Origin of the sequence: Nocardiopsis sp. FIRDI 009, from assembly GCF_003386285.1 — a bacterium.
Classification (GTDB): domain Bacteria; phylum Actinomycetota; class Actinomycetes; order Streptosporangiales; family Streptosporangiaceae; genus Nocardiopsis.
Map to the genome: position 1 here is coordinate 143,288 of NZ_QPNC01000008.1, position 19,108 is coordinate 162,395.

The following is a 19,108-nucleotide window of genomic DNA, read 5'->3' on the forward strand; positions in this document are numbered from 1 at the left end:
CCAGTGTCAGGCGGTGAAGGGGGCGAGGGTGACGCCCTCGGCCCGCAGCTTGTCGGCGACGGTGCGGGCGATCTCCACCGCTCCGGGGCTGTCGCCGTGCACGCACAGCGAGTCGGCCTCGACCCGGATCCGGCTGCCGTCGATCGCGGTGATCGGCTCGCCGCGCGCGATACGCAGGCAGCGTTCGGCGATCTCGGCCGGGTCGTGCAGGACGGCGCCGGGTTCGCGGCGGGAGACCAGCGTCCCCTCGGGGGTGTAGGCGCGGTCGGCGAACGCCTCGCGGTGGGTGGGCAGACCGGTCTCCTCCGCCAGGCGGAGGAACTCGGAGCCGGGCAGGCCGAGGACGGGCAGGTCGGGGTCGAAGGCCCGGACCGCCTCGACCACGGCGGCGGCCTGGTCGGTGTGGTGCACGATCGCGTTGTACAGGGCGCCGTGCGGCTTGACGTACCGGACGCGCTCTCCGGTCAGGACCGTGAACGCCGACAGGGCGCCCAGCTGGTAGACGATCTCGTCTGTCAGCTCGGCGGGCGGCACGTCGATGAAGCGCCGCCCGAACCCGGTCAGGTCGCGGTACCCGACGTGCGCGCCGACGGCCACGCCGCGTTCGGCGGCGTCGCGGGTGGTGCGCCGCAGCACGGTCGGGTCTCCGGCGTGGAAGCCGCAGGCGACGTTGGCGCTGGTGACGATGGACAGCAGCGCCTGGTCGTCGCCCAGCTCCCAGCGGCCGTGGCCCTCGCCGAGGTCGGCGTTGAGGTCGATGCGCAACGTGGGTCCTCCTCAGGGGTGGCGCCCCGCCCGGGTTCCCGGCCGGACACGGGGTCGGACGGGGTACGGGTGGGGTCGGGGTCGGGTGTGTCGCCCTACTGCCAGAGCGCGGCGATGCCTCCGAGCGCCTTCCAGGCCATGTACACGGTCAGCGCCCAGGCGGCCCAGCCGATGACGAGCAGCCAGCGCGGGTAACGGTAGCCGCCGAGCAGGTCGCGGGAGCGGCGGGTGGCCACCCACAGCATGATCCCGAGGCCGGCCGGCAGGATGGCTCCGTTGAGCGCCCCGGCCAGGACGAGCAGGGTCGCGGGGGCCTGTCCGGCGAGGAGGAAGACCGCCAGCGAGACGCCGACGAAGCCGGTGACCAGCGCGCCGCGGCGCCGGGTGAGCACGGGGTGGAAGGTGGAGACGAAGGAGACCGAGGTGTAGGAGGCGCCGATCACGGAGCTGACGGCGGCGGCCCAGAAGATCACGCCGAACATCCGCAGCCCGACCTCGCCCGCCGCCGCACGGAACGCCTCCGCGGCCGGGTTGGCGGCGTCCATGATGGCGGCGCCGCCCGCGACCACGCCCAGGACGGCGAGGAAGAGCACGATCCGCATGACGCCGGTGACGACGATGCCGGTGACGGAGGTGCGGGTGATGGCGGAGACGTTCTCCCGACCGCCCTTGCCGAGCTCCACCAGGCGGTGCGCGCCCGCGTAGGTGATGTAGCCGCCGACGGTGCCGCCGATGATGGTGACGGTGGCGAGGAAGACGTCGGTGCCGAGCCGGTCCGGCAGCACCGTCTGGCGCAGGGCCTCCCCGACGGGCGGCCGGGACACGAACGCCACGTACAGGGTCAGGGCGATCATCGCCACGCCCAGCACCACGAGGATCCGGTCCAGGGCCGCGCCGAGCCGCCTGACGCCGAGGATGACCACGGCCAGGACCGCCGACAGGACGGTGCCCAGGCGCGGGTCGAGGCCGGTCATCGCCGCCAGGCCGAGCCCGGTCCCGGCGAGGTTGCCGACGTTGAACACCAGGCCGCCGAAGACGACGAGGGCCGCCAGCACGTAGCCCGCCCCGGGCAGCACCCGGTTGGCCAGGTCCTGGGCGCGCGTGTTCGCCACGCCGATGACGCGCCAGATGTTGAGCTGGACCGCGATGTCGACCAGGACCGACACCAGGATCGCGAAGGCGAAGGTGGCGCCGAGCTGGGCGGTGAACGTGGTGGTCTGCGTGATGAAGCCCGGACCCACGGCGCTGGTGGCCATGAGGAACAGGGCGCCGAGCAGCCCGCTGTTGAGCGCGACGCGGCCGGGACGCGGGCGCGGCCGGGCGGGCGCGGAGGTGTCTTTCACGGGGGTCTCCTGGCGTGGAGGGGGATGACTGTGACCCACACCATCGTGGGATTGTTGAACAATACTTCAATCCAACAAGACCGGTAAAGATCCGGTCAGTAAAATCCAACCCGCCGGTACGTACCATGGAAGGGACGATCCCGCCCCTCGAAGGAGCCCCGCGTGACGGCCACGGACGACCTCATCGACCGGCTCCCCGAGCCACCGGAGGCCCTGGCCCGCGCCACCAGCCAGGCCGAGCGGGTCGCCGACATGCTGCGGGTCTTCGTCATCGACGGGGCGCTCGCCCCCGGCACCCGCCTGTCCGAGGAGCGGCTCAGCCGCAAGTACGGGGTCTCCCGCAACACCCTGCGCGAGGCGTTCCGCCTGCTGTCACGCGAGCGCCTCCTGGTGCACCAGATGCACCGGGGCGTCTTCGTCAGCCGCCCCACCAGCGCCGACGTACGCGACCTGTTCAGCGCGCGCCGCTGCCTGGAGCTTCCCGCGGTCCGGGGCGCCCGCCACGCGTCCGAGGCGGCGGTCGCCGCCGTCGGGGCCGCGGTGGCGGAGGGCGAGGCGGCCCGCGAGAAGGCCGACTGGTGGGGTCTGGGCACGGCCAACATGCACTTCCACCGGGCGCTGGCCGGGCTCGCGGGCAGCGCCCGGATCGACGAGTTCATGAGTCAGGTGTTGGCCGAGACCCGCCTGGTCTTCCACGTGATGAACGCGCCCGAGCAGTTCCACGCCCCCTACCTGGACTGGAACCGGCGGATCCACCTCCGGCTGGCCGAACGCGACGCCGACGCCGCCGCCGTCGAGCTGTCCCGCTACCTGGACGCCTCCGAGGAACAGCTCGTCACCGCCTTCACCGCGATGGAGCGCGACGCGGGCGGCGCCTGACCCCGCCCGCCGCCCGGACCGGTCCGCACGGCTCAGGGGGCGTCGGCTCCCGCCGTGTGCTCAACGCGCTCCACATCGGTGGAGCGGCCCCGCCCCTCGGGCACGGCCCGGCCCGCCCGCCCCGGCCACCAGGTCCGGGCCCCCAGCTCCAGCGAGAGCGCGGGCACGAGCAGCGAGCGCACCAGCAGCGTGTCCACCAGGACGCCGAAGGCGACCAGGAAGGCGAGCTGGAACAGGAACAGCAGCGGGATCACCGCCAGCGCGGCGAAGGTCGCCGCCAGCACCACGCCGGCCGACGTGATGACACCGCCGGTCACGGTGAGGGCGCGCAGGACCCCGGAGCGGTGACCGTGCGCGAGGGTCTCCTCCCGCGCCCGGGACATGAGGAAGATGCTGTAGTCGATCCCCAGCGCCACCAGGAACACGAACGCGAACAGCGGCACCACGGGGTCGGCGGGGGGCAGGTCCAGCACGTGGTCGAAGACCAGGGCGCCGACGCCCAGGACGGCGGCGAAGGACAGCACGTTCGCCGCCATCAGCAGCAGGGGCGCCACCAGCGAGCGCAGCAGCGGGATGAGGACGAGGAAGACGACCGCGAGGACGAGCGGGACCACCACCGTGAAGTCGCGCCGCGCCGTCTCCCGGGTGTCCAGGGTGGTCGCGGCGACCCCGCCGACCAGCGCGTCGGCCCCCTCGACCTCGGCCAGGGAGTCGCGCAGCTCCCGCACGGTGTCCACGGCCTCGGCCGACTCCGGAGGGGCCGCGAGCACGGCCTCGACCAGGACGCGGCCGTCCTCGACGATCGGGGCGCCCTCCCTCCCCGGCGGGCCGGGTTCGGCGACCACGTCGGCGCCGGTGACCCCCCGAACGCCCTCGGCGGCGGCGACCACGGCGTCCGCGTGGTCGGCGTCCGCGACGACCAGCGCCGGGGCGGCCGTGGAGCCGGTGCCGAAGCCACGGCTCAGGGTCTGCTGTCCGTCGACCGCCTCCACCTCGGTCCGGAAGATCTCGGCCTGGGAGCTGCCCTCGGCGTCGAACCGCGGCGCGAAGACCGCGGCGGCCAGGAGCAGGACCGCGGTGCCCACCCAGGAGGCGCGCGGGCGGCGGCCGACCGAGGCGGCCACCGCGCCCCACAGGCGGTGCCCGCCCGGGGTCGCGTCGGCCTCCGGCCCGGTCGGCTCCCCCCGGCGGTGCGGGGTGAGCGGCCAGAACGCCGCCCGGCCGAGCAGGAGCAGCGCGGCGGGCAGGAAGGTCAGCGCGGACAGGACCGCCGCGCCGATCCCGACGGCGACCACGGGCCCCAGTCCGCGGGTGGAGGCCAGGTCGGCGGCGAGGAGGCAGAGCACCCCCAGGACCACGGTCCCGGCGGAGGCCAGGATCGGGCCGAGCACGCCGCGCACGGCGGCGCCGACGGCCTCCGCCGCGGTGTCCCGCACCGCCAGTTCCTCCCGGTGACGGGCGACCAGGAGCAGGGCGTAGTCGGTGCAGGCGCCGACCACGAGGATGAAGAGGATGCCCTGGCTCTGGCCGTTGAGGGTGATCAGGTCCGCGTCGGCGGCGGCGTACACGAGCGCGCCGGACAGGGCCAGGGCCAGGAGCGCGGCCACGATCACCACGAGGGGGAGCAGGGGGGAGCGGTAGACGGCGACGAGGATGACGAGCACGGCGGCGAGCGCGACCAGGAGCAGGGTCGTGTCGATGCCGCCGAAGGCCGCGCCCAGGTCGGCGGCGAACCCGGCCGGTCCGGTGACCTGGGGTTGGAGCCCGGCCACCGGGTCCTGCGCGAGCGCGTCCCGGAGTTCGCCGACGGCCCGGCCGGTGTCCGCCCCGGCGTCGATCGGCACGATGAGCTGGGCGACGGAGGCGTCCTCCGTACCGGGGAGGGGGCCGACGACCGATCCGTCCACCCAGGGCCGGTCGGCGAGGCCCTCGGCGACCGCCGACAGGGCCGCCAGGTCGGCGCCGTCCAGCTCGTCCTCACCGGAGTAGACGACGATCGCGGGGACGCCGTCGCCGCGGTCGAACCCCTCGGCGAGCTCCCCCGCGCGCGTGGACTCCGCGCCGATCGGCAGGAAGGCGCTCTGGTCGTTGGTCTGGACGTCGCCCAGAGCGCCGAGGAGCGAGCCGAGCGGTCCCGCCCCGAGGATCCACGCCAGCACCGTCACGGCCGCCACCGCTCCGGGCAGCCGCCTCCGGCGCCCGGTGCCCGGCGCCCCTCGCCATGCCCTCACCGCACCCACCTCCGGCATCGACGAACAATAGCTCTGAAAGCGATTATCTCGCTTTTCGAGCTAACTTCGACACGACGATAACACGAACCCCGGCGGCCCCGGCCACCGCCCCTCGCGGCCGCCGACGCCGCGCTACCCCTCCCGAGCCGCCTGACGGGCGATGTTGCGGGCCATCGAGCCGAAGATCAGACCGTGGAAGGGGGTGACCGCCTTCCAGTAGAGGTGTCCGGGCAGCCCCCTCGGACGGAACAGCGCACGCTGGCGGTACACGGTGCGCCCGTCCTCACGTCCCACCCGCAGCTCCAGCCACGCCAGACCGGGCAGGCGCATCTCCGCGCGCAGCCGCAGCAGTCCGCCCGGCACGATCTCCTCCACCCGCCAGAAGTCGAGCGAGTCACCCACCCGCAGCCGGGCGGGGTCCCTGCGGCCGCGGCGCAGACCGACCCCTCCGACGGCCAGGTCGATCCATCCGCGCGCGGCCCAGGCCAGCGGCCACGAGTACCAGCCCCGGTCGCCGCCGATCCCCTCGACGACCGACCACAGCCGGTCGGGCGGCGCGTCCACGAACCGGGAGCGCTCGTCGGTGTACAGGCTCGCGCCCGCCCAGTCCGGGTCGGTGGGCAACGGGTCCGAGGGGGCGCTCGGCCAGGCGGCGGACGACCACCGGGTGGCCACGCGCGCCTCGGCCACCCGGCGCAGGGCCAGCGCCACCGCCTCGTCGAACCGGAGCCGGTCACGGTCGTCGAGCAGGTCGGACAGGTCGTCCTCGCCCATCACCGAGTCGTGGCGCAGCGACTCCACGAGCGGACGGGCGATGGAGGGCGGCACCGGCGTCACCAGACCCACCCAGAGGCTGGACAGGCCCGGCGACAGGACGGGCACCGGGACGATCCACCGCCGCCGGAGCCCGGCGACCGCCGCGAACCGCTGGATCATCTCCGCGTAGGTGAGCACCTCCGGGCCGCCGACGTCGAAGGCGCGGTTGGTCCCCTCGGGCAGCTCCGCCGCCTCCACCAGCAGCCTGAGCACGTCCCGCACGGCGATGGGCTGGACCCGGCTGCGGACCCACCGCGGTGTGGTCATCACGGGCAGGCGCTCCGTGAGGTGGCGCAGCATCTCGAACGAGGCCGAACCCGAGCCGATGATCACCGCCGCGCGCAGGACGGCGGTGGGCACGGCGGAGGCGAGCAGGATGTCGCCGACCTCCGTCCGGGAGGCCATGTGCGCCGAGAGCCGGCCCTCCCGCGGGGCCAGCCCCCCGAGGTAGACCAGGCGTCCCACGCCCGCCTCCTCGGCGGCGCGGGCGAAGGCGCGGGCGCCCCGGGCGTCCTGTCCGGCGAAACCGCCCCCACCGGCCATCGCGTGCACCAGGTAGTAGGCGGTGTCCACCCCCGCGAGCGCGTCGGCCAGCCCCGACCCGTCGACCACGTCCCCCCGGACCACCTCGACCCGGTCTCGCCAGGGGTGGTCCCGGAGTTTCTCCGGGGTGCGCGCCAGGCACCGCACGTCGTACCCGGCGTCCAGGAGCAGCGGGACCAACCGCCCTCCGATGTAGCCGCTGGCCCCGGTCACGAGTACCCGCACGGCGCTCAGCCCGCCGCGCCGAAGCCGATGAGCACGGGCCCGGTCGGCGCCGCCCCCGCCCGGTGGACGGTGGCGAGGCGCCGTTCGGTCGAGCGCTGCGCGTCGCGTTCCATCGTTCCGCTCCTTTCGGTGCCGTCCCGGCTAGAGTCGGTCGCACGCGGCCGAGGTCACAAGTCGCACCGCTTTCGCAACGTTTCGGGAGGCGCCGTGCCCGACGCGCTCACCCCCGGGGCGGCGGCCCGCCTGCTCGGCGTCGCGACCTCGACCCTGCGCAGCTGGGACCGGCGCTACGGCGTCGGCCCCCGCGGCCGCAGCCCGGGTGGACACCGCCGCTACACGCCCGACGACATCGCCCGGCTGCGCGAGCTGTGCCGCCTGGTCGGCGAGGGCGTGCCCCCGGCCGACGCGGCGGAGCGGGTGCGAGGCGGCGCCGCCACCGTCGAAGCTCCGCGCCGAGCCGCGCCACCGCCCCCTCGGACCTGCGACGATCGGGCCGACCGGGCGACCCCGACCCTCCAGGGGGTGGTCCACGCGGCGACGCGCCTGGACGCCGACCTGGTGGAGGCGATCCTGGAGGACGCCCTCCGCACCAGGGGCGTGGTGGCCGCCTGGGAGGAGCTGGCGATGCCCCTGCTGTACGGGATGGGCCGCAGGTGGGAGGCGACGACGCGGTACGTGGAGGTCGAACACCTGCTGTCGTGGTGCGTGTCGTCCGCGCTGCGCCGGGTGCGCGGGCCCGCCCGCGCACCGGCCGTCGAGCCCTGCGGGGAACGTCCGGTGCTCCTGGCCTGCGGCCCGCACGAGGCGCACAGCCTGCCTCTGGAGGCCCTGGCCGCCGCGTTGCGGGAGGCCGGGGAGCCCCACCGGGTGCTCGGCGCCTGCACCCCGGCGGAGGCGACGGTGGCCGCGGTCCGCCGCATCGCCCCCCGCGCCGTGGTCGTGTGGTGCCACGGAGCCGACCGCTCGGGCGGGGCGGCCCTGCTGGCGACGGCGCGGGCGGTCTCCGGAGCCCGCCCGCGGACCCGCCTGTTCACCGCCGGTCCCGGTTGGCGGCCGGTTCCCGGCGCCGCCCGGGCGCGCGACGGCCACCTCACGTCGCTGGCCGCGGCCGTGCGCGTCCTGGCGCCCCGTGCGGGGTCGTCGGACCGGGCCGGGGCGGGGCCACCGGAGAGGACCGCCACGGGCGGGACGCCCTAGACTCCTGGGTAGGACCGGACCAGCCGGTCACCGACCCGCCAGGAGCTCCATGGAAACGGCGCCGGCCTCGCCCACCGGCGGCCCCGATACCAGGTCGCGGACCGAACTCTACGACGCCCTCCAGGACGGCGGTCAGCGGCTCGCGGTCGGACTGGTGCGCCTCCTGCACCGGATGGCGGCCCACAGCGGGATGAACCCGACGGACTTCCAGTGCTACACGCTGCTGCGCGTGTCCGGCACCCTCACGCCGGGGGAGATCGCCGACAGCCTGTGCCTGTCCACCGGGTCCGTCACCGGGGTCCTCGACCGGTTGGAGGAGCGGGGCCTCGTGGAGCGGACCCGGCACCCCCAGGACCGGCGCAAGATCGCGGTGCGGCTCACCGAGGGGGCCGAACGGCTCGCCGCCGTCTCCTCCCCCGGCATGCGCGCGGCCATGACGGAGCTGCACGAGCACTACTCCGACGGCGAACTGGCCGTCATCGCCGACTGGTTGGGCCGCGTCGGCGCGACACTGGACGGGGTGGTCCGCGCTCCGCGGCCCCCGGCCTGAGATCCCCGCCCCCGCATCGGAGAAACCCGGGTGACACAGGTCCCGCACTGTCATGATGGGGACGACATGGAACTGAACGGACGCCCCGTCAACACCGGGGAACTCGCCAGCCTCGCCCTGCACGGATACGGCCACTTCACGACCATGCTCGTCACGGACCTGCGCGTCCGCGGCCTGGACCTGCACACCGAACGCCTCGCCCGCGACTGCCGGACCCTGTTCGGCACCGAACCGGACCTGCCCCGCGTGCGCGAGCTGGCCCGCCGCGCCGCCCGCTCCCGCCCCTCGCCCTGTGTCGTGCGCGTGACCGTCTTCGACCCGGACATGGACCTGGGCCGCCCCGCCGCCCGCGCGTTCCCCCAGATCCTGGTCACCACCCGCCCCGCGCCCGACCCGGACGCCCCGCCGCGCCCGCTGCGCCTGGGCACCCGGCCGTTCGTCCGCGACACTCCCCAGGTCAAGAGCACCGGCCTGTTCGGCTCGATCCACCAGCGCCGCGCGGCCCAGCTCGACGGCCACGACGACGCCCTGTTCACCGGGTCGGACGGCCGCGTCGCCGAGGGACCCACCTGGAACATCGGCTTCCTGGACGGCGACGGCCTGGTCTGGCCGCACGCGCCGTGCCTGCCGGGCGTGACCGCGCGACTGGTCGAGCGGGCCGCCGTCGACCTGGGCGTCCCGGTCTCCACCCGCCCCGTCCCGGCCGCGTCCTGCACACGGATGGCGGGCGCGTTCGTCACCAACGCCACGACCGGTGTGCGCCCGGTGACCGCGATCGACGGTGTCCACCTGCCGCGTTCGGTCCTCATCGACCGGCTCGCCGATGCCTACGCCGCCCTCCCCGGCCAGCCGCTCTGACCGGGGCGCTCCCCTCACCCCCACCCGTCGTCCGTTCCGTCACGGTTGATGGGTGAAACTCCCGGATCACTCCGATGGGGACCCACGCCCCACCCGGCTCTACCATCCGGAATACACCGGCCGTGACCTGCACGGACGACATCTCGACACCGGACACCGCCGTCCCGGCCAGCAAGGCAGCCGACCGTCCGGGGCTGGGGAGGAGCCACCATCTCAACCCTGCGCGACTACATACGGGAACACACCAACCCCCCGGTCTTCTTCACGTCCGGGGTCGTGATCCTCGCCTTCGTCACCGTCGGCATCATCGCCACCGAACCCCTGCTCAACGCGGCGACGGCCACGCGCGACTGGATCGGGAACCAGCTCGGCTGGCTCTACGTCCTGTGCACGACGTTCTTCCTCGGCCTGGCCGTCTTCCTCATGCTCAGCCGGTTCGGCCGGATCCGGCTCGGCCCGGACGACTCGCGGCCGGAGTTCAGCACCCTGGCCTGGTTCGCCATGCTCTTCACCACCGGGATGGGCATCGGTCTGGTGTTCTGGGGCGTGTCCGAACCGATCCACCACCTGACCTGGCCGAGGAACTCCGACTTCCTCGTGCCCGAGGGCCAGGCGCCCCCGGTCGAGGCCGCCGACGAGGCGCTCGCCCTGAGCTTCTTCCACTGGAGCTTCCACCCGTGGGCGATCTACATCGCGCTCGGCATGTCGCTGGGCTACTTCACGTTCCGCAAGAACCTGCCGCTGCGCCCGGCCTCGGCCCTGTACCCGCTGATCGGCGACCGCGCGTTCGGCTGGCCGGGCAACCTCGTGGACATCCTGGCGGTGTTCGGCACGCTCTTCGGCCTGGCCACGTCCCTGGGCCTGGGCACACTCCAGATCAACGGCGGCCTCAGCCACGTGTTCGGCCTGCCCGTCAACCAGACGATGCAGTCGCTCATCATCGTCGTCATCACCAGCATCGCCCTGCTGAGCGTCCTGGCCGGGATCGACAAGGGCATCCGGCGCCTGTCCGTCATCAACCTGTGGCTGGCGTTCGCACTGCTCATCGTCGTCTTCCTGTTCGGGCCCAAGCTGTGGATGATGAGCACCATGACCACGGCCGCGGGGGAGTACTTCGCCGCCCTCATCCCCCTCAGCCTGTCCTTCCCGAGCCCGCTCGCCGACCCGCAGGCGGCCCGGTGGACCACCACGTGGAGCATCTTCTACTGGGGCTGGTGGATCTCCTGGGCGCCGTTCGTCGGCATCTTCCTGGCCCGGATCTCCTACGGGCGCACCATCCGCGAGTTCGTGGTCGGCGCGCTGTTCGCCCCGGTGATCGTCTCCGTCCTGTGGTTCGGGGTCTTCGGCGGGTCCGGCCTGTACTACGAGCTCTTCGAGGGCGCGGGCCTGTCCGAGCTCAACGAGGAGGACCGCGCGTTCCGGCTCGTGGACGTGATGTTCTCGTTCTCACCGGCGCTGGGCAACGCGATCGCGCTGCTGCTCATCCTCGTGGTCACGATCTTCTTCGTCACCTCCTCCGACTCCGGGTCGCTGGTGGTCGACACGCTGACCAACGGCGGCGACACCCACCCCGTGCGGGGGCAGCGCGCGTTCTGGGCGATCTCCGAGGGCGCCGTGACGCTGGTCCTGCTCGTCCTGGGCGGCGCGGACGCCCTGTCCGCCCTCCAGGCCGCCTCGGTCGTGACCGGCCTCCCCTTCGCGGTGATCCTGCTGTTCATGCTGTGGGGCCTGGGCCGGGCGCTGGCCGAGGAGCCGCCGGCCGGCGCCGCGCGGAGCGACGCCGGCCGGGAGCGGCGCACCGCCCCGAGGCCCCGGAGCGAGTGAGGGGGCCACGTGGACCAGCCGCAGACCCAGACCCGTAGGAGGCGAACGTGACACGCAAGAAGTTCGGCAACCCCTTCCACGGGGTGATGGACATGATCACCGAGATGAACCGGATCTCCGAGACCATGTCCTCGGGCGAGATCAGCCACGCCGGGGAGCGCGAACGCGGCTTCGCCGACGCCTGGAGCCCGCCGACCGACATCCTCGCGCGCGGCGACGACCTGGTGATCCGCTGCGAACTCCCGGGGGTCTTCGAGGACGACGTGACGGTCAGCCTCAGCCAGAACGTCCTCACCATCAGCGGCCAGCGCCGCCGGGACGAGGACGACGTCGTGTACTACTCGTCGGAGCGGTACATGGGCGCGTTCCGCCGCGACATCAGCCTTCCCGAGAACATCGGGGACGAGGACGTCGACGCGACCTACGGGGAGGGGCTGCTGGAGGTGACCGTGCACGGCGCGGCCAACGCCGCCGCACCCACCCCGATCGCGATCAGCCGGCGCCGGCGCCGCTGAGACGGGCCCGCCGGACGGGGCGGGGCGGGCCCGCACGGGCGCCGAACTTCTTCTCCTCGGCGCTGTGGCCACACGACGGGAACCGGGCGCGGTCCCAGGGCGACTGTCACGGTGAACGGCCGCGTCCGCGGCCCGACCACGGAGTCATTCGATGCACCAGCGCACGACCCGTTCCGCCACCGCGGCGGCCCTGTTCGCCCTGGCCCTCACCGCCTGCGGCGGGGGCGGCGAACAGGAGGAGAACCCCACCGGGGAGGCCGCCGAGGCCACGGCGGCCGACGGTTTCGAGATCACCGACCCCTGGATCAAGGCGGTCACCCAGGACGAGGGGATGACCGGTGTCTTCGGTGAGATCACCAACAGTTCCGGGAGCGAGATGACCATCGTCGCCGCCGAGGCCGACGGCGCGGACATGGTCCAGCTCCACGAGGGCACCCTGGAGGGCGCCGACGCCAGCATGAGCGAGATGGAGGGCGGCTTCGTCGTCCCGGCGGGCGGCACCTACACCCTGGAGCCCGGCGGGGACCACATCATGCTCATGGAGCTGACCCGGGACCTGGCCGCGGGTGACGACCTCACGATCACCGTGGAGTTCGAGGACGGCTCGACCACCACGTTCGACGCGGCCATCCGCCCCTACACCGGCGCCAACGAGGACTACGGCGACATGGAGGGCGAGGACATGGGCGACATGGACGGCGACCACGAGGGCCACGGCGACGGCTCGGACACGGGCGAGGACGGTGGCGGCTCCGACGACGGATACGGGGACGAGTGATGGCCGACCCCAGACCCGACGACGAGACACGCGGCGGCCGGGTGAGCCGCCGGGGCCTGCTCCTGGGCGGCGCGGCCGGGCTCGGGGCCGCGGGGATCGGCGCGGCCGGGGCCACCGCCGCGCACCGACTGGTCGGGGGGACCGACCCGGCTCCCGGATCGGAGTCGGCGCCCCCGCACGGCGGCCGGACCGTGCCCTTCCACGGCCGACACCAGGCCGGGGTGGAGACGCCGCCGCAGGCGCACGCCACGTTCGTCGCGCTCGACCTGAACGAGGACGCCGACGCCGACGCCGTGCGGCGACTCATGGTCATCCTCAGCGACAACGCCGCCCGCCTCACCCAGGGCAGCCCCTCCCTCACCGACACCGAGCCCGAACTGGCCGAGGTCCCGGCCCGGCTGACCACCACCTTCGGGTTCGGGCGCGGACTGGTCGAACGGGTGGACCCCGACGCCGTGCCCGAGTGGCTGGGACCGCTGCCGGAGTTCGAGCAGGACGACCTGCGCCCGGAGTGGGGTGAGGCCGACCTGCTCGTCCAGGTCTGCTCGGACGACCCGGTGACCGTCTCCCACGCGGTGCGGATGATGGTCCGGGACGCCCGCCCCTTCGGTCGGCCGCGCTGGTCCCAGAGCGGCTTCCGGCGCTCCTACGGCTCCCAGCCGGACGGCACCACGATGCGCAACCTCATGGGCCAGGTGGACGGCACCGTCAACCCGAAGCCGGGGACGGAGGACTTCGACCACCTCGTCTGGGGCGGGCGCGGCCCGGACTGGATGGCCGGGGGCACCAGCATCGTGCTGCGCCGGATCGCCACCGACCTGGACACCTGGGACGAGATCGACCGACCCGCCCGCGAGGCGGTGGTGGGGCGCCGCCTGGCCGACGGCGCTCCGCTGACCGGCGAGAACGAACACGACGAGGTGGACCTGGCGGCCACCGGCCCCGACGGCCTGACCGTCATCCCCTCGTTCGCGCACGTGCGGCGGGCACGGACCGGCAACCCGGACGAGCGGATCTTCCGCCGCGGCTACAACTACGACCTGCGCGACGGAGCGGGGGGCGAGGCCGGGCTGCTCTTCGCCTCCTACCAGGCGGACCCGCTGCGCCAGTTCGTCCCCATCCAGCGCCGGTTGGACGAGCTCGACCTGCTCAACGAGTGGGTCACGGCCGTGGGATCGGCGGTGTTCGCCATTCCTCCCGGATGCGAGGAGGGGGGATATGTCGGCAGCACACTCCTGGAGGGATGAGCTCCGGGATGTCAGTATGTAGCCCATGACGGAGCGCCCACCGCTGCGCACGGTACGCGCCGGGGTCTTCACCTCGGTGTGCGCCTCGGTGTCGGTGGCCGGTCACGCCCTCTCGTCCGGGCACGGTGTCCCCCTGGTCGGCCTGCTCGTCGGATCGGCCCTGGTCTACGGGCTGGCCTGGGCCGTGACCGGCCGCGAACGGGGTTTGGGCGCGATCACCGGCTGGATGGCCTGGTCCCAGTCGGCGCTCCACCTCGTGTACACGACCGCGCAGTCGGTGGGCCCGACCGGCCACCACCGCTCCTACGACGACGCGCTGGCGGCGGCCTCCGGCAGCGGCGGCATGCTGGCCGTTCACGCGGTCGCCGGGGCCGTGTGCGCCTGGTGGCTGCGCCAGGGCGAGGCCGCGCTCTTCGCCTACCTGCGCCTGGTCGCCGCCGCGCTGCTGCCGTTCCTGACGCTGGTCACGACGGCGCGGATCCGGACCCGGTCGCCGGGGGCGCGGCCGACGACGCCTCGGCGCGGCCGGGCGAGCGCGCTCTACCTGCGGCACAGCCTGGTGTTGAGGGGACCTCCGGTGTTCGGCTGAGGCCCGCCCCGCGCACCGCCCCGCGAGCGTCGCCGCACCGGCGCGGATCCGGGCACGCGCGGGCCCCGGTTCGGGCAGACGCCTCCGCTCCCGCCCCACGCGTTCCGTCCCTGGTCGGCGCAGTCCGCACCGGGTCGTCCGGACGCGTCCAGAACCAGGAGAGAGCCCCCCATGCCCGTCGAGACCACCCCCGTGGACGGAGAACTGGAGCGCCTGGCCTTCGCCGCGCGCGACGGATCCGCCACCGCCCTGGACGCCCTCGTCCGCAGGACCAGGCCCACCGTGATCCGACACATCGCCCGCCGGGTGCCCGCGGGCCGGGTCGAGGAACTCACCCAGGAGACCTACCTGCGGGCCCTGTGCGGTCTGCCCCGGTTCGCCGGGCGGGCGCCCGTGCGGTCGTGGCTGCTGGCGATCGCCCGCAACACCGTCGCCGACGGCTACCGCAGCGAGGCGGCCCGGCCGCGGTGCGTCAGCACCGACGACTGGGACCGGCTGTCCGTGCGGTTCACCCGCTTCGACGAACACCTGGCCCTGCTCGACCTGCTGGACGGGCTCGCGCCCGAGCGGCGGCAGGCGTTCGTGCTCACCCAGGTCGAGGGTCTGACCTACGCCGAGGCGGCCCGGATCGCCGGGGTCCCCGTGGGCACCATCCGCTCCCGGGTCTCCCGGGCCCGGGAGGAGCTGCTGCGCGGTTTCACCGGCTGATCCCGCCGAACACGCGACAGCGGGTGAGGGGCTGTCCACCTCACCCGCTGTTCACGGCCGCGCTCCGGCGGAAACCGCCTCCGGGTCAGAACTCACGGTCCTTGTCGTAGGGGCCGATGACCGCCAGCGCGCGCGGGCGCGCGAGCAGTTCGGCGGCGACCTCGGCCACGTCCCGCTCGGTCACGGCGTCGAACAGCGCCAGGTCCTCATCGATCGACAGGTGGCGGGGGTGGTTGAGCTCGTGTCCGAGCAGCCGCCCCATCCGGGCGTTGGTGCCCTCGTTGCCCAGCACCCACGTGCCCTGGATCTGTCCCTTGGCCCGGGTGAGCTCCTCGGCGGTGATCCCGGAGGCGGCCACCTTGGCCAGCTCGTCCCGGCATACGCCGATGACCTCGTCGGCCTTCTCCGGCAGGCAGCCCGCGTAGATCTGGAACGTCCCGGTGTCGGCGTAGCCCGTGTGGTAGGCGTGCACCGCGTAGGCCAGGCCGCGCTTCTCCCGCACCTCCTGGAACAACCGGGAGGACATGCCGCCGCCGAGAGCGGCGCTGAGCAGCCGCAGCGCGTGCCAGCGCGGGTCGGTGCGCGGCAGGCCCTCCGACCCCAGGATGATGTGCGCCTGCTCGGTCTCGCGCGGCTCCACCACCGTGCCGCCGAACGTCGGCACCGGGCCGTCGGCCAGACGCGGGCGCGCCGGTCGGGCGTCCCCCGCGGCGGCCAGCTGGTCGGCGAACATCTCCCGGACCCGCGCCACCACCTCGTCGTGGTCGAGGCTTCCGGCCGCGGTCACCACCAGCTCACCGGGCACGTAGGCGGACCGGTACTGTTCGAGGATCCGTTCGCGGGGCAGGTCGCGGATGGTGTCGATCGTACCGAGGATCGGCCGCCCCAGCGGGCTGTCCCCGAAGAAGTGCGCGGCGAAGACGTCGTCCACCAGGTCGGCGGGCTCGTCCTCGTACATGGCGATCTCCTCCAGGATCACGCCGCGCTCGGTCTCCACCTCGCCCTCGTCGAGCACCGAGTTGGCGACCATGTCACCGACGACGTCGATGGCCAGCGGCAGGTCCCGGTCGAGCACCTTCGCGTAGTAGCAGGTGTGCTCCTTGGTGGTGTAGGCGTTGTGGTCGGCGCCCACCCCGTCCAGGAGCGCGGAGATCTCCATCGCCGACCGCGTCCGGGTCCCCTTGAACAGCAGGTGCTCCAGGAAGTGCGCCGAGCCCGCGTGCGCCGCGTCCTCGTCGCGCGAACCCGTGGTCGCGGAGATCCCGAAGGCGGCGGAGCGCCCCCCGGGGACGTCCTCGGTGACCACCCGCAGGCCGCCGGGCAGCACGGTACGCCGCACGAGACCGGACCCGCGTTCGGGCTCCAGCAGCGTGACGGTGGTGTCCGGCTCCTGTTCGGCGGCGATGGGGACAGAGCTCATGAAACCTTCTTCTTCGCGTCGTTGGTGCGCTGGATCGGTCCGTGGACGGTGCGCGTCCCGCCGGTCCGGTCGGGGATAGGCGGCGGGGGCGGCCACACCATCGGTGCGACCGCCCCCGTCAGCTCGTTCTCCGATCGGACCCGGCCGGTCAGGTGTTCTCGGAACGGCTGGAGGAACGGCGGCGACGGCGGCGCGGCGCGTCCCCGCCCTTCTCGGCCGGCTTGTCCGCGGGCTTGTCGTCCCCGGACTCGGCGGCGGGCTCCTCGGTGTCCGCGGCGGCCTCGGCCTCGACCACCTCGACCGGGACCAGCGACAGCTTGCCGCGGTCGTCGATCTCGCGGATCTCGACCTGGATCTTCTCGCCGATGCTGACCACGTCGTCGAGGTTCTCAATCCGCTTGCCGCCGTGCAGCTTGCGGATCTGCGAGATGTGCAGCAGACCGTCCTTGCCGGGCAGCAGCGACACGAACGCGCCGAACGTGGTCGTCTTGACGACGGTGCCCAGGTAGCGGTCGCCGACCTCGGGCATCGTCGGGTTGGCGATCTGGTTGATCGTGTCCCGGGCGGCCTCGGCGGAGGGGCCGTCGGTGGCGCCGATGTAGATCGTGCCGTCGTCCTCGATGGTGATCTCGGCGCCGGTGTCGTCCTGGATCGAGTTGATCATCTTGCCCTTGGGGCCGATGACCTCGCCGATCTTGTCCACCGGAACCTTGACGGTGAGGATGCGCGGGGCGTTCGGGCTCATCTCGGCCGGACGCTCGATGGCCTCCTGCATGACGTCGAGGATGGCCAGGCGGGCGCCGCGGGCCTGCTGGAGCGCCAGCGCGAGCTGCTCGGCGGGGATGCCGTCGAGCTTGGTGTCGAGCTGGAGCGCGGTGATGAGCTCACGGGTGCCGGCGACCTTGAAGTCCATGTCGCCGAACGCGTCCTCGGCGCCGAGGATGTCGGTCAGCGTGACGAACTCGTCGCCCTCGCTGATCAGACCCATGGCGATGCCGGACACCATCTCCTTGAGGGGCACACCGGCCGCCATCAGGGACATGGTGGAGGCGCAGACCGAACCCATCGAGGTGGAGCCGTTGGAGCCCAGCGCCTCGGACACCTGCCGGATGGCGTACGGGAACTCCTCGCGGGAGGGCAGGACCGGGAGCAGGGCCCGCTCGGCGAGCGCGCCGTGACCGATCTCGCGCCGCTTGGGCGAGCCCACCCGGCCGGTCTCCCCGGTGGAGTAGGGCGGGAAGTTGTAGTTGTGCATGTAGCGCTTGGTCTTCTCCGGGTTGAGCGTGTCAACCGTCTGCTCCATGCGCAACATGTTGAGCGTGGTCACACCCAGGATCTGGGTCTCGCCGCGCTCGAAGAGGGCCGAGCCGTGCACCCGCGGCAGGACGCCGACCTCGGCGCTCAGCGAACGGATGTCCTTGGGGCCGCGGCCGTCGATGCGGACCTTGTCCCGCAGCACGCGCTCACGCATGAGCTGCTTGGACAGGGAGCGGAAGGCGGCGCCGATCTCCTTCTCGCGCCCCTCGAAGGCTTCGCCGACCTTCTCGGCGGCGACGGCCTTGACGCGGTCCAGCTCGGCCTCGCGCTCCTGCTTGTCCGCGATGGTCAGCGCCTTGGCCAGCTCCTCGCGGACGGCGGAGTTGACGGCCTCGTAGGCGTCCTCCTCGTAGTCCAGGAAGATCGGGAACTCGGCGACCTCACGGCTGCTCTGCTCGGCCACGGCGGCCTGGGCGCGGCACAGGACCTTGATGAAGGGCTTGGCGGCCTCCAGGCCCTCGGCGACCGTCTGCTCGTTCGGGCCGACGGCGCCCTCGGCGACCAGCTTGAGGGTCCGTGTGGTGGACTCCGCCTCGACCATCATGATCGCAACGTCGTCGTCCTCCAGGACGCGCCCGGCGACGACCATGTCGAAGGTGGCGTTCTCCAGCTCGGAGTGGGTGGGGAAGCCGACCCACTGGCCCTCGATCAGGGCGACGCGCACGCCGCCGATCGGGCCGGAGAACGGGATGCCGGAGATCTGCGTGGACATCGAGGCCGCGTTGATGGCGACGACGTCGTACAGGTGGTCCGGGTGCAGGGCCAGGATCGTCTCGACGATCTGGATCTCGTTGCGCAGGCCCTTCTTGAACGACGGGCGCAGCGGCCGGTCGATCAGGCGGCAGGTGAGGATGGCGTCCTCGGAGGGGCGGCCCTCACGCCGGAAGAAGGAGCCGGGGATGCGGCCCGCGGCGTACATGCGCTCCTCGACGTCCACCGTCAGCGGGAAGAAGTCGAGGTTGTCCTTGGGGCGCTTCGAGGCGGTGGTGGCGGACAGGACGACGGTCTCGTCGTCCAGGTACACCGACGCCGAACCGGCGGCCTGGCGGGCCAGCCGACCGGTCTCGAAGCGGATGGTTCGGGTGCCGAAGCGACCGTTGTCGATCACGGCCTCGGCCGAGTACACGCCCTCCATGGGCGACCTCCTACTGCACGTTCTCGGGGCGCACCCGGCGGGCCGTGCCCGGGGTGCGTTGATGTTCTGTCCCGCGCCCGTGCCCCGGAGTTGATGACGGCCGGTCATCGATCGAAGTCCACGGAGCCCGTCGCGGGCGTCCGGGGACCACTACCGAGGACCGGCCTC

General features: G+C 73.4%; 16 protein-coding genes. 10 read left to right on the plus strand and 6 right to left on the minus strand.

Going from position 1 to position 19,108, the window contains the following annotated elements; genetic code table 11:
• Positions 1-6: 6 nt before the first annotated feature.
• Both DVR05_RS05720 and DVR05_RS05725 read right to left on the minus strand, forming a co-directional pair.
• Positions 7-765, minus strand: a complete 759-nt coding sequence (locus tag DVR05_RS05720) for a LamB/YcsF family protein (RefSeq protein ID WP_116244750.1) — start codon at positions 763-765, stop codon at positions 7-9.
• A 95-nt stretch (positions 766-860) separates the two neighbouring features.
• Positions 861-2,108 (minus strand): NRAMP family divalent metal transporter, encoded by a 1,248-nt coding sequence (locus DVR05_RS05725; protein ID WP_116244751.1) that lies wholly within the window; start codon positions 2,106-2,108, stop codon positions 861-863.
• A gap of 162 nt (positions 2,109-2,270) precedes the next feature.
• Between DVR05_RS05725 and DVR05_RS05730 the strand changes: the two genes are divergently transcribed.
• On the plus strand, positions 2,271-2,987 hold the full coding sequence (locus DVR05_RS05730) for a GntR family transcriptional regulator (RefSeq protein ID WP_116244752.1): 717 nt from the start codon (positions 2,271-2,273) through the stop codon (positions 2,985-2,987).
• A gap of 32 nt (positions 2,988-3,019) precedes the next feature.
• Here DVR05_RS05730 and DVR05_RS05735 read toward each other — a convergent pair whose 3' ends face one another.
• Together DVR05_RS05735 and DVR05_RS05740 are read right to left on the minus strand one after the other, a co-directional pair.
• Positions 3,020-5,236, minus strand: coding sequence for an MMPL family transporter (locus tag DVR05_RS05735; protein ID WP_116244753.1), 2,217 nt, complete (start codon positions 5,234-5,236; stop codon positions 3,020-3,022).
• A 114-nt stretch (positions 5,237-5,350) separates the two neighbouring features.
• Entirely contained in the window at positions 5,351-6,802 is a 1,452-nt protein-coding gene (locus DVR05_RS05740; protein ID WP_116244754.1) for an SDR family oxidoreductase, read from the minus strand.
• Between the two features lie 207 nt (positions 6,803-7,009).
• On the opposite strand from DVR05_RS05740, the gene DVR05_RS05750 reads away from it, so the two are divergent.
• The 9 genes from DVR05_RS05750 (at position 7,010) to DVR05_RS05790 (ending at position 15,068) form a co-directional block, all read left to right on the plus strand.
• Positions 7,010-7,999 carry a MerR family transcriptional regulator gene (locus DVR05_RS05750; RefSeq protein WP_116244755.1) on the plus strand — a complete coding sequence of 330 codons (990 nt, stop codon included), beginning with the start codon at positions 7,010-7,012 and terminating at the stop codon, positions 7,997-7,999.
• Between the two features lie 49 nt (positions 8,000-8,048).
• Positions 8,049-8,549, plus strand: a complete 501-nt coding sequence (locus DVR05_RS05755; protein ID WP_116244756.1) for a MarR family winged helix-turn-helix transcriptional regulator — start codon at positions 8,049-8,051, stop codon at positions 8,547-8,549.
• 66 nt (positions 8,550-8,615) lie between these two features.
• Positions 8,616-9,407: an aminotransferase class IV family protein gene (locus DVR05_RS05760; RefSeq protein WP_116244757.1), complete on the plus strand. Its 792-nt coding sequence runs from the start codon at positions 8,616-8,618 to the stop codon at positions 9,405-9,407.
• Between the two features lie 231 nt (positions 9,408-9,638).
• Positions 9,639-11,231, plus strand: coding sequence for a BCCT family transporter (locus DVR05_RS05765; RefSeq protein ID WP_116244758.1), 1,593 nt, complete (start codon positions 9,639-9,641; stop codon positions 11,229-11,231).
• Positions 11,232-11,278: 47 nt separating this feature from the next.
• Positions 11,279-11,746, plus strand: coding sequence for an Hsp20/alpha crystallin family protein (locus DVR05_RS05770; RefSeq protein WP_116244759.1), 468 nt, complete (start codon positions 11,279-11,281; stop codon positions 11,744-11,746).
• A 151-nt stretch (positions 11,747-11,897) separates the two neighbouring features.
• Positions 11,898-12,524, plus strand: a complete 627-nt coding sequence (locus tag DVR05_RS05775; protein WP_116244760.1) for a copper chaperone PCu(A)C — start codon at positions 11,898-11,900, stop codon at positions 12,522-12,524.
• Positions 12,524-13,771 carry a Dyp-type peroxidase gene (locus tag DVR05_RS05780; RefSeq protein ID WP_116244761.1) on the plus strand — a complete coding sequence of 416 codons (1,248 nt, stop codon included), beginning with the start codon at positions 12,524-12,526 and terminating at the stop codon, positions 13,769-13,771. Before DVR05_RS05775 ends, DVR05_RS05780 begins: the two co-directional genes overlap by 1 nt.
• Before the next feature lie 25 nt (positions 13,772-13,796).
• Positions 13,797-14,360 carry a hypothetical protein gene (locus tag DVR05_RS05785; protein ID WP_116244762.1) on the plus strand — a complete coding sequence of 188 codons (564 nt, stop codon included), beginning with the start codon at positions 13,797-13,799 and terminating at the stop codon, positions 14,358-14,360.
• Between the two features lie 171 nt (positions 14,361-14,531).
• Positions 14,532-15,068, plus strand: a complete 537-nt coding sequence (locus DVR05_RS05790) for a sigma-70 family RNA polymerase sigma factor (protein WP_116244763.1) — start codon at positions 14,532-14,534, stop codon at positions 15,066-15,068.
• Positions 15,069-15,153: 85 nt separating this feature from the next.
• Here the strand turns inward: DVR05_RS05790 and DVR05_RS05795 are convergent, their stop codons facing one another.
• Positions 15,154-16,488 (minus strand): pitrilysin family protein, encoded by a 1,335-nt coding sequence (locus DVR05_RS05795; RefSeq protein WP_116244764.1) that lies wholly within the window; start codon positions 16,486-16,488, stop codon positions 15,154-15,156.
• Between the two features lie 148 nt (positions 16,489-16,636).
• Positions 16,637-18,940, minus strand: a complete 2,304-nt coding sequence (locus tag DVR05_RS05800; protein WP_116244765.1) for a polyribonucleotide nucleotidyltransferase — start codon at positions 18,938-18,940, stop codon at positions 16,637-16,639.
• Positions 18,941-19,108 lie beyond the last annotated feature (168 nt).